Origin of the sequence: Pseudodesulfovibrio portus (assembly GCF_026000375.1) — a bacterium.
In the GTDB taxonomy this organism is placed as follows: domain Bacteria; phylum Desulfobacterota; class Desulfovibrionia; order Desulfovibrionales; family Desulfovibrionaceae; genus Pseudodesulfovibrio; species Pseudodesulfovibrio portus.
Genome location: NZ_AP026708.1, coordinates 3,186,153 through 3,199,251 on the forward strand (window position 1 = coordinate 3,186,153; position 13,099 = coordinate 3,199,251).

The following is a 13,099-nucleotide window of genomic DNA, read 5'->3' on the forward strand; positions in this document are numbered from 1 at the left end:
GCGCATGAGCCGGCCTGAGCCTTCCCGCAAATTGCTTGCCGCGTTCAAGCCGTGGTTTTTCCCCCTGGGTTGCGCCGCGCTCTACGGTCTGGCCTCCGTTTACGACCCCGAAAAAATGATCCTCTCCCTCCGCGCCGGGGGTCGGATATTCCTGCAACTGGGGCTGCCGCTCTGCGTGGCCCTGACCATGATGATCCTGCTCAACCGCTTCCTGTCCCCGTCCCTGGCCTCCCGGCTCATGGGCCATCAGGCAGGGGCCAAGGGTGTGCTGCTCTCCACGCTGGCGGGCATCGTGTCCATGGGACCGATCTACGCCTGGTATCCCCTGTTCACGACCCTCAAGAAAAAGGGAGCGTCCTCTTTCTGCATCGCCAATTTCCTGTGCTGCCGTTCGGTCAAGCCCGTGCTGATACCGGTGCTGATCGGTTATTTCGGCTGGGAGCTGACCGGGCTATTCCTGTTCATGACCCTGACCGGGGCATTGCTCACCGCAACCTGCGTGGGTTTGCTCTGTCCTTTTGACGGGGACGGGTCATAACCTCTCAAAGCTTCCTCATGGAATTTAAGCATGCCTCAAGGCATGCCAAGGCCAAAAAAATCGGGAAGCCGCCGACCTTTTTCTAGGTGGTTCCGTCGGCTTTTATGGAGGAAATGGATAAGATACTTGCATGTTCGCTCCCCGAATTTTGTTTCCCTATTCAGAGCCGGTTACTGTCTTGGCGATTGTTTCTATAAATTTGCTGCCAAGCAATTCCGGAATGTACAATGATGGGAAATAGTAGGCCAAAGCATACGTCGGGAGCCCCACAGTCAAAGGAGCCCTATGGCTTGTGGATGTCACTAGGCCCAAATCCGTTAGCTTTCGAACTGTTCGCCGGGAAGTCGTTTCGCTCGTATTGAGGATGGACGGGACCTCGCCACGCTTCACGTTCCCCTGCATAAACAAGGCTCTCAACAAACGAGATGAAGATTGGGGCATTTCGTCTTTTGCTGAGCGTTCAGACACGAACCATTCGATCCGGCTTTCGATTTTTTCAAGTCGGAGTTGCTTTTTTATGAAGTTGATTTGATCGAGGCAAACTTCAAGGAAAAATTCACAGAAATCCGCAAGCCGTTCATTGAGATCTTCAGGGGTATCGTTGGGAGCCGGGTTAACAGAGAACAAGTTCATCATGTATTCGGTCTTGGCTCTGGAAAGTCCACGGGACAAAGACCATAGGTTGCCTTTGTTGATTCCTGCCCGCGCCATGAATAAACCGGAGTGCAAGCGGCATACCCTGCCATTCCCATCGCGGAAGGGATGGAGCCATGTAAGCTGGTGGTGCGCGGAAGCCATGGCAATCAGGCGCTCATCGCCATGGACTTGGCGTGAGTCGTAATCCGTGGAAAATTGATCTATCTCCTGATGTAAATCCTTGTGGTTCGGGCCATGCGTCCCAGCATCTAAATGAACGGCAACCTCCAGGTCTCGAAATTGCCCAGGTCTGACCTCTATGTCCGTGAATCCTCCTGCCTCATGGGTAAATTGATGCTCAGGAGGAAGGTGCGAATAAAACTCACCGTGGATTTGTTTTAGAAAAGCAGGAGCACTCACATTTTCGATGTCTCCATCCAAAACGAGTTTCATCAAAGCTCGTTCAGCTCGAACATGGGTACTGCAGAGTTCCTGGGCGTATCGCTCTTGAGCATTCTCGCTGAAATCATTTGCCAGAGCTTTCTCGATGTCTGGGATAAAGGTTTTGTGTCCCTCGATCAGGTTGCTATAGAACGAGTTCAGCAAACAGAGTTTGTTGCCAAGGACCATGGCCGTCCGAGGGGCTATCCGGCCCTCCAAAGAGGCCGAAGCCATAATGACCTCTTGAGCGAGGTCTTTGAGCGGTCCTAAATATTTACCATAGGGCATGACCGGCTTCATGATATCCCTACCATTTTTGGCTGGTTGTTTGGCTGGTTTATTCATTTACCCATGTATCTGACTATACAGTTATTTTTTTTGAAGTCAAACTAGGAGAAAAAGGTAAAGTGGCTGGTTGTTTGACTGGTTTCCTCTGCGCATAAAATCAGCCCGGTGTTCCGGTTCGTCCTGTCGTAGTGTCACCCGTCCTGTCGTCCTGTCGCCCGGTCGGATGATCGGGCGAATGTTCGCCCGATGTTCCGGTGTTCCGGGCGATTGCTCGGGCGAAATTGAGCCAAGGCGGACCGACCCAAGCCAAGGTGAGCCATGGTATCCCCATAGTGTCACGGTCAACCGCCTTGATATGCTCAAGTATCACGTCAGGCTGTGATCAGGCGGACATTTTCTGGAAAAACATTATTCAGGTTTGACGGGAGGTGTTGGAGGGCTTGGGCGGGGTGGAGTGAAGTTTACAGATCACTCGAAGTGAGACCGGCAGGGGAGTAACACGCTCAAGGGCCAGATCTAAACCATAGAAGATCGCCCAGGGGAAAAAGAAAGGGACCGCCAGCAAGCGGTCCCTTAGTGGGGTGAACGTGGTGTAGCACGTTCATTCGTTTTGTCCCAAACAAGTTCATTGAGATTTTCAAAATATCCCATTCGCCCTCCGCAGTCCAGAGCACAAAAAGGCTGCCGTTTGCGTGGCAGCCTCTTTGTTCCAGTGTAGGGTTTTGCAATACTCTTAATTATCATGCTTGCGCATGGGGTTCAGCATCTGCGCATACAAAAGAACAAGCCCCATTGACACATGCTTTAAAAGATAATATAGTATCCTTAAAATGATTAAAGGTGAATTTATGATTAATATATTATCTGTTGATGACGTGCAAGTCAGTTTAGCAAAACGACTGCGCCGTGTTCGATTGGATGCCAATCTCACCCAACACGGATTGGCCGAACGTGCAGGTGTCAGCCTGGGAAGTTTGAAAAGGTTCGAGAGGGAAGGCGAAATATCCCTGAAGAGTTTAGTCAAGCTTGCCTTTGCACTGAGGTGGGAAGATGACTTTGAAAAACTATTTCAGCCAAGAGAAAAGGCTTCGCTCGACACCCTCCTTGAACAAACGCTTCCAAAAACTCGCCAGAGAGGGCGCAAATCATGAGCAAATGTGTAAATCATATTCAGCTGTTGACAGTTTATCTTGATTTCAATGAGCCCGTGCGAATTGGGCGTTTAGCCTATGTGAACAGAGAGATTGTCTTCGAGTTCGATAAAAATTTCCCTGTGGACGAGCTTAATATATCCCCCTTCCATTTGAAGCCTTCCTTGACTGGAGGCATCATCAAAGGCCCTGAGCGGCTCTTTGAAGGCTTACACGGTGTTTTCAACGACAGTCTGCCTGATGGTTGGGGAAGGCTCCTAATGGACCGTACGCTGAGCAGACTCGACATACGCCCTGGGCAGGTGACTCCTCTTGATAGGCTCGCATGGGTCGGCTCCAGAGGAATGGGGGCGCTCGTCTACAAGCCGGAGCACCCCAATCTGTCGGAATACGATGACAACGGCAATATCAATCTTGATGAGATGGCAGAGGCCGTCAAACTCGTCTTGGAGGATAGCCCCGAGGCTGTGTTCAAGGAGCTGCTTAAGGTCGGAGGTTCACCTGGTGGAGCACGGCCAAAAGCGCTGGTTGGACTTTCTCCTGACGGAAGGACCATGATTCATGGTGAAGATCAACTTGATGAAGGGTACGAATACTGGCTGGTCAAATTCTGCGGCGTAGACGATTCTCCCGAAACAGGGTTGATTGAAAAAGCCTATGCAGACATGGCCGTCGTCGCTGGAATCGATATGCCGGAAACACGAGTGTTCCCATCAAACAATGGTCCTGGCTATTTTGGGATCAAGCGTTTTGACCGAGGCGCTGACGGTCGCAAGCACATGCATACGGCTTGCGGGCTTCTCAACGCCGACTTCCGTTTGCCCAGTATCGGATATGAAGATTTGCTAAAAGCGACATCTGCTTTGACCCGTCACCAAGAAGATGTGAACCAGATGTTTCTTCGTATGGTTTTCAACGTATTCGCTCACAATAGGGATGATCATACCAAAAATCACGCATTCCTCATGGATGAGACTGGCGAATGGAGGCTCTCTCCTGCTTACGACATGGTCTTCTCAGATGGTCCTGGCGGTGAGCACGCATTGGATGTTGGTGGTGAAGGACGTAATCCCGGAATAGATGACATCCGCCGCGTTGGGAAAAACCTCAAATTGGGCAAGAAGGTTGTTGAAGGGGCTATATCTCAAGTGAGGGCCGCTGTAGATCTTTGGCCGAGTTTCGCAGGCGGCAACGGTGTCTCTGAGAAAACGATTCAAGCAATTTCTTCGGAGATTCATAAACAGAACAAAGGTTAAAATTTCGATTTTTTCTTCAGCAGGTTCGCATTTGTTGTGAGTTGGCGGCATGAAGGGGGCGGGGCAGAGGTGGCATAGTCTAAATTGGGTAAAAATCTTGACATGGGATATTGATTTACCATTCTTTATAGTGGTTTATTGGGTATTAATTCAGACCTTTATTAATTCAGACCTTAATTAATTCGGACCCCCTTAGAAATGGGGGGATTGCCAGCCCACCTTTGAGTGGGTTTTTTTTGTGCGCTGTACTTCATTTTTAAATTGAATTATAGTGAACGTATGAAACGTCTACCTCTTATGACCCATACAATCTATGCCGAACTACTTGACCAATGCCGGGCAACTCAGTTTAGCACGCACTCTTTGCCCCTGAGCGGCAGCCTGGTGGAAGTGCCGGGAGAGAACGATCTCACATATTATTATCTGCAGAAGAGCCGGCGTGTGGCCGGAGGCAAGCAGCCCCGCGAGTTCATAGGCTCATCTTCATACAAGAAGGTCCTTGAACGGGTGAAATCGTTTACGAGTGACAAGGCCATCTATAAAAGCCGGGAAGAGTTGGTGAGCGCCCTCAAGAAAAATGGGGTGACAGCTCCGACCGCAAAACTGGCGAATCTCCTGCTGACATTGCACGACGAAGGGGTGCTTGCCCGGTCGGTTCTCGTGGGTACTCTGGCGTTTCAGGCCTACGGACCTATGCTTGGTGTGAAGTTTGGCCAGTCAGCTTTTTATACGCAGGATGTCGATCTGGCCAAGGCCGATTCCGTAGAGCTTGCCATGCCAGAAAAACCCATTGAGAAAGAGTTGCTGGACGTCCTCAAGGAGTTTGATGAGACTTTTGATGGTATCATGGGGTTCGATCGCAAGCAGCCACCAGTGTCGTACATGAACAAAGACGGGTTGCGCGTGGATGTTCTGTTCTCATTCTCCGGTCCGGAAAGAAAGAAGCCCATTCGAGCTTCAAAGATTCAGAGCCATGCACATCCTCAACGGTATCTGGAATTTCTTGTCGAAGCTCCCACTGAGGCCGTCCTGCTCATAGGTGGTGGGCTCATGTGTCATATCCCGGCCCCAGCACGTTTTGCTCTCCATAAGCTGATCGTGTCCGAAAAGCGAAATTCCAGTGAAGCGGCCAGGGCGTACAAGGATCGTGAGCAAGCAAGCTGCCTGATTGAATTGCTCATTGAGGAAGACCCGGAGTCCCTGGAAGAAGCCTATGAGAATTTGAAGGCGCGTGGACCGAAGTGGAGAACCAACTTCCGGAAGGGGTTGGAGAAGACCAAGAGGGAAGATTTCCTGGAGTTTTTCCAAGAGTAGTTGCCCAATCAAGTTAATATGTACAATGACCGGCCCGGGTTTACGAGTGAATGTTTTTGAAAATATTAGTTGTCAGCTACAAAACAATACCTGCAGAGGGTAATGGTGTCGACAATACCATGTTGCTTCGGTCTTATTGGTCACAAGATGGTGCATAAGAAAATCCCCCCAGATCTTATGGCCTGAGGGGATTTTGTCTTTCGGAGTCAGTAAACTATGCGGAGTGATATTTCCTTCTGAGGCCTACAAGGCCGATCAAGCCCGAGCCAAGAATCCAAGCTGCGCCGGGGATGGGAGTGGCGGCCACGGACAAGTCGTCAATGGCGTATCCGTCTCCACCGCTTTTGTGGAATGTGATCGAATCAAAGGCGATGTCCGAAAGCAGAGTGAAGTAGATCAGCGTTCCGCTGTCGTGTTTCCCGACTAAAGTGAAGATGTCGATGGATTGAGAGAGTTGTTCTCCAAGGGATAAGCTAACCTTTCCGCCGATATCCTGCCAATCCATCGCGAAGAAGCCCAAGGCGTGCTGCGGTGTATTCAGATTGACGGTAAAGTCGTGCTTGCCACTCATGCTGTCGGTGGTGCCGTTGCTGAAGAACTTGGTACCATTGGCTGCGTATTCTCCAGACGAGAACTGAAGTCCAGTGTTGTCTGAAACATAGCCGCCACCGGTGATGGTTCCGAAAGCGATCTTCATGGACGGCGTGTCCAGGTGGTCAAAACTTTCAAAAGTTTCGGTTTGGGTGGTATGGGCGGACAGAAATTGCGACTGCAGAGTGCGTGCAGCGTCGCCTGACTCCCAATTCGTGATGACAGCAGCAGATGCGCCTGTTGCTCCGATCGTAAGAACAGCAATTGCGATGAAAAATATACTCCGAAATATAGACACGGTTTCTCCTTTGGTTCGATGCTTGATTGCAAGGAGTAATCCATGTTTTGAAAAACAGGTGTTTATGTGTATGCGCCGCTTCTTTATCATTGTTTTCCAGAAAAAACCGACAAACGCGTTGAGAGCATTTGAGTGTTGCTAGGCTATCAGGGGATAGGTATGTGGCTCACGTTGAGGTCTTTTCGGGAGGGCGTGTTCAGTTATTGAGGGGGCTGTCAGGTATCCCAATTGAGTCACGAATGGCGGTGGTAATATGCCCATGTGATGTGTCGAGCGGGTTGAACGAAGCGTTTTCGGCAAAAAAGAAAAATTATCGCAAATCATTAATTCCGTAAGTAAGTAATATAATATTATAATAATTATTGCAAAAAATAATCACCACATGTAGAAAAGCCTTGATGTGTACATCTGGACATTTGCACATTTATTAATTATTTAATTAAATAACTTAGTGGTAAGGTCTGATGGTTTATGTGATCATGACAGTTGACAAATGTAGAGTCGCTGCCAAGTCACTCTTCAGTATAATGTGAAGATTTAAGGAGATACAGGGATGACGGATGAAGAAGAATATGAGGACCTGGATTTTAGTGAAGCTGCCAAGATAATGGAGGCGCAGAGGAAAGTGGAAAGCCTTAAGCAGACTCCAAAGCAGAATAATTTTCAGGCTTCCTCAGAGGTCAATGCCAAGAGGGGGCGCCCCAGAAGTGAGGTGGCTAAAGAGAAACGGACGTACTACGTTGAGATCGAACTCGCAGACGAATTGTCTATGTTTGTTGGGAAGGTGAAGACACTTCGCACTAAGGCCGGAAAAAGGATCAGCATTAGCGAAAGTCAAGTCGTCAACGAGGGGATCAGGCTAGCTTTAAGGGAGTATCGTAAGAAATACAAGACTGCCGATTAATTCTTTGCAACGGCTTCAATCGTTTGATTTTTAGAGGAGTTCTTTAGAGTTGGAACCAGCATTGCCCCCTCTTCAAATGAAGTCCTGAGCGTCAGAATTGCCCTCGATGGTCATGAGGTTAAGGTTATTACAGGGGCTCCTTTCGTCCGGCCTCAAGGTATGATCGGTAGGTTTTTTCTAGTCCTTGCCTTAAGTAGATCTGGTGTTTCCATCCCATCTTGTTGATTTTTCGAACATCAAGGACTTTGCGAGCGGTACCATCGGGTTTATCTCGATCCCAAATTATGTCGCCTGAGTAGCCGACAATATTTGCAATGAGAGTAGCCGTATCAAGGATAGTCATTTCTTCCCCCGTACCGATGTTCACTAGTTCAGTAGTGTCGGTATCGAACATGACGAAACCAGTTGCCCTTGCCATGTCGTCCACATGGAGGAATTCCCGAGATGGTGAACCAGTTCCCCATAAAGTCACCCTGCATGACGAGTGGTCCCGTTTTGTGTAACCGATTTCGTCCTTGATGCTGTTAGGGATCTTCCCCATTCTTTCTTCGTCAGCCTCAATTTTATCCCAGTCTCCAGCCATAGCCAATTTCCCCAGGTGGAATTTGCGGATCATGGCGGGGAGAACATGAGAAGTTTGGAGATCGAAGTTGTCTCGGGGACCGTATAGGTTGGTCGGCATGACTGGGGCGAAGGAGGTGCCGTATTGCGCATTGTATGCCCAGCACATTTCGATTCCGGCAATTTTGGCTACAGCATAGGGAGAATTGGTGGGTTCCAGCGGCCCTGTTAGCAATGACTCTTCTTTGATTGGTTGTGTGGCCATCTTGGGGTAAATGCAGGAACTGCCCAGAAAGACCAATCTCTTCACATCATGCAGCATGCTTTGGTGCATGGTGTTGGTCTGAATCATGAGGTTTTCGTATATGAATTCGGCGCCATAGGTGACATTGGCCATAATTCCGCCAACCTTGGCTGCAGCTAAAAAAACGTATTCAGGCTTTTCGGTTGCGAAAAAATCTGCGACAGCCCCCTGGTCAATGAGGTCGAGGTCTTTATGGGATCGTGTTACAATATTGGTCAATCCTCGCCCCTCTAGCATTCTGACGATGGCTGAGCCCACGAGCCCTTTGTGACCGGCTACATATATTTTGGGATTAGCGTTCAACTGTTAGTTCCTATTCGTAGTGATTCAGGGTCTTGAATCCACTGGTTTTGCACAAGGCATCCCTTTCTGCCTCTTCGATGTCGGCCTTGACCATGGTCTCAACTAACTCATCAAGGCTGGTTTTGGCCTTCCAACCGAGCTGATTTTGGGCTTTTCTTGGATCGCCCAGTAGGTGGTCGACCTCGGTCGGCCTAAAATATCGTTGATCAATGCGGACAAGCGTCTTGCCGGTGCTTGCGTCCTTGCCGACTTCTTCTATGCCGGCGCCTTCCCATGAAATGTTGATGCCGATATGTTTGAACGCCTTTTCAGTGAATTCGCGGACCGAATGGTTTTTGCCTGTAGCGATTACGTAATCCTCAGGGGTTTCCTGTTGGAGCATGAGCCACATGGCTTTCACGTAATCACGGGCGTGTCCCCAGTCGCGTTTGGCGTCAAGGTTGCCGAGATAGAGCTCTTCCTGGAGGCCGAGCTTAATCCGGGCGACGGCTCTGGTGATTTTGCGCGTGACGAATGTTTCACCACGTATAGGGGATTCGTGATTAAACAGGATGCCATTGCAGGCATACATCCCATAGGCTTCGCGGTAATTCACGGTGATCCAGTAGCCGTAAACTTTTGCCGCGCCATACGGACTTCTCGGGTAGAAGGGGGTTTTTTCGTTTTGGGGGCTTTCCAGCACTTTGCCGAACATCTCACTGGTGGATGCCTGGTAGAATTTGGTTTTCTCCGTCAATCCTAGGATGCGGATAGCCTCGAGGATTCTTAAGGGGCCCATGGCGTCGCAGTTGGCAGTATATTCGGGCGATTCGAAGGAAACCTGGACATGGCTTTGAGCTGCAAGGTTGTATATTTCGTCCGGCTGGATTTTTTGATTCAATCTGATCAGGTTCGTTGAGTCGGCCATGTCTCCGTAGTGCATGAAGAATTTGACATCAGTTTCATGCGGATCCTTGTAGAGGTGGTCAACCCTGGCCGTGTTGAAAGAGGAGGACCGGCGCTTGATGCCATGTACCTCATACCCTTTTTTTAGAAGTAGCTCCGCCAGGTACGCCCCGTCCTGTCCAGTGACTCCAGTGATGAGTGCTTTTTTAGCCATAATTAGATTTTGTCTTTTAAAGGCTGATAATATTTTGTTTCAAATTACCTTTGGCTAGAATACCTCAAAAAATTAAAGAAGAAAATGTCATATCGCGCCATTTTGGTCGGCACTGGTGGTATGATGGCAGTGGCATCGGGCGGAAGCGGGAGAGAGCGGTCGGTGATCCTCCTGGCGATTTGTTGTCGTTGCTTATTATTCCGGAAAAACTGGATTTTTTTAACTTTGTCGACGACGACATGATGTTCATCATAAAAATACAATTAAATCAAATTGATAGATGTTTTTCCTCAGGTCGGCATGATTCTTTCATTAACACGAAAGAGTTAATAATATATAGTCGCTGAAATCAAAATGGGCGGATTGTTTTTTAGGCTAGGTGCGGCTTTGTATGGTTTACGGTTAACATAAAGATATTAAATAGATGCAATATTCAGAATCACTTCCCGCGTATAATGCGGAAAGCCTGCTGGTTCATTTTCGGCGCGTGGAGCTTCTCAAGCGGCAGGCAATTGATTGTAAATCCATATTCTTGAATCCTCATCAGCTATGTGATTTGGAAATGCTTTTGAGTCGGGCCTATTATCCACTAGACGGATATATGTGTCGCGACGACTACGAGAGCGTGCTTGATAATATGAAGCTTGCTGATGGCACCGTGTGGCCCTTGCCTATCTGTCTTGGCGTGGACGAAGAGTTTGCGAAGAGTCTTGATACGGGCGAGTGCGTGGCTATGCGTGATGCCGAAGGCTTTATGCTGGCTGTTCTTACCGTGGGTGAAGTCTGGCAGCCAGACCTGGAAAGGGAAGCAAAAGTCATCTGGGGGGACGCCGTCGAAGCTGACAGCGTGAATGCAAGCTTAAGTAGTTTGGAAAACCCTTGGTATGTGGGTGGCAGAATCGAGGGATTGGCCTTCCCTCAACGCTATGATTTTACCGATATCCGACTCACGCCGGCTCAAGTGCATCGATATTTTTCTCAGAAAGGGTGGCGCAAAGTCATTGGTGTACAAGCGGGCCGTCCTTTGCATAGGGCGGATCGTGCCATGCTGGAAGAAATCGCTAATGAGGAGGGCGCCAGTATCCTCCTGTCTCCGTTGATGTTCCCATCCATGTATTCCAGCGTTGATCATTTCACTTTGGTAAGATGCATGCAGGAATTTGTGGGGACTTTTCCCCGTAACAAAGCCTTGCTTAACCTCATGCCTTGGTTTGAACGAAAGATGGGGCCAAAGGGCGCGCTTTTGCGAGCCATTGTGAATAAGAATTATGGCTGCACTCATATGCTTGTGTGGGATTCGGGCAAGGCTGAGCCAAGGCTTAATGTGCTTACCGATGAATTTCAGGCGCATATTGATTGGCTTGTTGAGCAAAAGGATGTCACGGGTATCGTTCCCATCAAGGAGCGGTGCATGGTTTTGGACGAGGGCAGGAAAGAGTATGTGTCTTCCGAAAGCGGTAAGCTTTGCGCCAACGACCATAACGGTATTGTAAGCCTGCTTACCCGAGGTAAAGAGGTCCCTGAGTGGATGTCTTTTCCCGGAGTGCTCGACGCTTTAAAAAAGACCTACAAGCCGCCCTCCAAACAGGGCTTCTGTCTCTTTCTCACAGGATTGTCAGGCGCGGGCAAGTCGACCATGGCAAAAGTGCTTTATGTCAAGATGTTGGAGTTGAACGACAGGCCCGTGACGTTGCTCGATGGTGATATTGTGCGAACCAACTTGTCGAGTGAACTTGATTTCAGCAAGGAACACCGAAATTTGAATGTTACTCGTATAGGTTTCGTGGCCAGCGAGATTGTGAAGAATGGCGGAATAGCCGTGTGTGCGCCCATTGCTCCGTATCCCGAGTCGCGCAGGCAGGTCCGCGAGGCCATTGAGCAGCACGGTGGGTTTGTCGAGATTCACGTGAGCACGCCGCTCGAAGTTTGTGAACAGCGTGACCGAAAGGGCATCTATGCCAAGGCCCGGGCGGGAGTCATTAAGGGGTTGACCGGTGTGGATGACCCGTACATTGATCCGGAGAATCCAGAATTGCGGATAGACACGTCGGATTTGACGCCGAGCGAAGCTGTTCAGCAAGTGGAGTTGTTGTTGGGAACCCTTGGTTATATTTAAGAAGGCGCTTACGGTTAGCTCGGCTATGCTCGTGCGAAGGTTGAGGATATTTTCCCTTTAACGTTGGCGACGGACAGTTTTACGTTAAAACGATTGTCGAACAGTTCTTCCGCCAACATGCAGCAAATAAAAAATGCAGGGAAAATCAGAATAAAAAACAAGCCGTTGACATAGTTCTTACCAGCAATGACGCCAATTTTTTCCAGTGCAGTGCCGTACATCCCTTCAAACAGATAAATGCCATACGTGTAAGATCCGACAAGGCACAGGATCCTCTTGAAGGGCAAATAGATCGTGTATGCATTGATGAACAAGTATGAAAATACAAGTGTCGAGACAATAAACAAACATGAAACGAATGTCGTATTGTTTCCAGGGATGGGGGGGATATACGTATAGCCGTTAGTGAAGATGAACGAGCCGAGCATTACTAGCGATGTCAATAGGACCCATCGGTTTTTTCCACTGGCTCCGTAGTTTTCATGTATAATCGGAAAAAGCATGCCTATGCAGAATAAGAAGTACTCGGAAAGATAAATATTTCTGTACATCCAACATCTGACTTCAGGAGCAGAGAAGTAATGCAAAACAAGATTGGCCACCCCAAAAAGCACGCAGAGTGCAGGAATCATTTTCAGCCTGTATTTTCTTATCAAGGCGTAAAGAGCGGGGGCTAAAACATAGCAGGGGATCAAGGCATGGAGGAACCATGCACGCGGAGGGTCGGTAAAATGAATGAGGAAGAAGTCGAAGAAGAGGTCGGATGAAAGGGACTGGCCTCTGTCAAAAATCAAATCAATAAAGAAGTTGGCCCAGTACAGTGGATATATCCTGATAAATCGTTTCAAATAAAAGCTGATCAGTTTTGTTTTTTCGTCATGGGTACGGCTCAGTGAATAATAGAGCCCAAAGCCGCTTAGGATAAAGAAGAAAGTGATGAAATGGTTCCCGAACAGAGGGAGTTTGAAAGGCATGAATCTGTTGGAAAAATGGCTTCCGACTACTGTCAGTATTGCAAAACCTTTGAGATATGACGTTAGTTCGCGACTGGAATTCACGTGAGTGCCTTTCGTGGAGGTTGAAGACGGTTCCCTTAGAGTAGCAATTACTTTTTCCATCTTATCCGAAACTTTTCAAGCTTTTTCAAAGTTGAACATGTGCCCCTTGCCTCGCGTTCATGCTTGTTTGGGGGAGTATGCCCGTTGGCTTTGAGTCTTTTTTTGTGGGCTGCGGACAGTGGACCTGCCAAATGGCAAAATGGCGCAAATGGGTCAGGCCGTAAACAGGGCGCGGTGAGTG

General features: G+C 48.8%; 11 protein-coding genes. 6 read left to right on the forward strand and 5 right to left on the reverse strand.

What is annotated here, in order from left to right:
* The first annotated feature begins 4 nt into the window (after positions 1–4).
* The gene (locus OO730_RS15285; RefSeq protein ID WP_264982349.1) at positions 5–538 is read left to right on the forward strand and encodes a hypothetical protein; all 534 of its coding nucleotides are present in this window, start codon (positions 5–7) and stop codon (positions 536–538) included.
* A gap of 156 nt (positions 539–694) precedes the next feature.
* Here the strand turns inward: OO730_RS15285 and OO730_RS15290 are convergent, their stop codons facing one another.
* A complete protein-coding gene (locus OO730_RS15290; RefSeq protein WP_264982350.1) occupies positions 695–1,960 on the reverse strand; it encodes a Fic family protein in 1,266 nt (421 codons plus the stop codon).
* A 791-nt stretch (positions 1,961–2,751) separates the two neighbouring features.
* Between OO730_RS15290 and OO730_RS15295 the strand changes: the two genes are divergently transcribed.
* The 3 genes from OO730_RS15295 to OO730_RS15305 all read left to right on the forward strand — a co-directional run bounded on the left by OO730_RS15295 (position 2,752) and on the right by OO730_RS15305 (position 5,624).
* Positions 2,752–3,054, forward strand: coding sequence for a helix-turn-helix domain-containing protein (locus OO730_RS15295; RefSeq protein ID WP_264982351.1), 303 nt, complete (start codon positions 2,752–2,754; stop codon positions 3,052–3,054).
* The gene (locus OO730_RS15300; protein ID WP_264982352.1) at positions 3,051–4,310 is read left to right on the forward strand and encodes a type II toxin-antitoxin system HipA family toxin; all 1,260 of its coding nucleotides are present in this window, start codon (positions 3,051–3,053) and stop codon (positions 4,308–4,310) included. The genes OO730_RS15295 and OO730_RS15300 overlap by 4 nt, the downstream gene beginning before the upstream one ends.
* A 297-nt stretch (positions 4,311–4,607) precedes the next feature.
* Positions 4,608–5,624 carry a GSU2403 family nucleotidyltransferase fold protein gene (locus OO730_RS15305; RefSeq protein ID WP_264982353.1) on the forward strand — a complete coding sequence of 339 codons (1,017 nt, stop codon included), beginning with the start codon at positions 4,608–4,610 and terminating at the stop codon, positions 5,622–5,624.
* A gap of 214 nt (positions 5,625–5,838) precedes the next feature.
* Here the strand turns inward: OO730_RS15305 and OO730_RS15310 are convergent, their stop codons facing one another.
* Positions 5,839–6,513 carry a VPLPA-CTERM sorting domain-containing protein gene (locus OO730_RS15310; RefSeq protein ID WP_264982354.1) on the reverse strand — a complete coding sequence of 225 codons (675 nt, stop codon included), beginning with the start codon at positions 6,511–6,513 and terminating at the stop codon, positions 5,839–5,841.
* Between the two features lie 553 nt (positions 6,514–7,066).
* On the opposite strand from OO730_RS15310, the gene OO730_RS15315 reads away from it, so the two are divergent.
* A complete protein-coding gene (locus OO730_RS15315; RefSeq protein WP_264982355.1) occupies positions 7,067–7,417 on the forward strand; it encodes a hypothetical protein in 351 nt (116 codons plus the stop codon).
* A gap of 127 nt (positions 7,418–7,544) precedes the next feature.
* On the opposite strand, the gene OO730_RS15320 is transcribed toward OO730_RS15315, so the two are convergent.
* Together OO730_RS15320 and gmd are read right to left on the reverse strand one after the other, a co-directional pair.
* Positions 7,545–8,585 carry a GDP-L-fucose synthase family protein gene (locus OO730_RS15320; protein ID WP_264982357.1) on the reverse strand — a complete coding sequence of 347 codons (1,041 nt, stop codon included), beginning with the start codon at positions 8,583–8,585 and terminating at the stop codon, positions 7,545–7,547.
* A gap of 10 nt (positions 8,586–8,595) precedes the next feature.
* Positions 8,596–9,684 (reverse strand): GDP-mannose 4,6-dehydratase, encoded by a 1,089-nt coding sequence (gmd, locus tag OO730_RS15325; protein ID WP_264982358.1) that lies wholly within the window; start codon positions 9,682–9,684, stop codon positions 8,596–8,598.
* A gap of 424 nt (positions 9,685–10,108) precedes the next feature.
* On the opposite strand from gmd, the gene cysC reads away from it, so the two are divergent.
* Positions 10,109–11,800: an adenylyl-sulfate kinase gene (gene cysC, locus OO730_RS15330; protein ID WP_264982359.1), complete on the forward strand. Its 1,692-nt coding sequence runs from the start codon at positions 10,109–10,111 to the stop codon at positions 11,798–11,800.
* A gap of 23 nt (positions 11,801–11,823) precedes the next feature.
* Here the strand turns inward: cysC and OO730_RS15335 are convergent, their stop codons facing one another.
* A complete protein-coding gene (locus OO730_RS15335; protein ID WP_264982360.1) occupies positions 11,824–12,918 on the reverse strand; it encodes an acyltransferase family protein in 1,095 nt (364 codons plus the stop codon).
* Positions 12,919–13,099 lie beyond the last annotated feature (181 nt).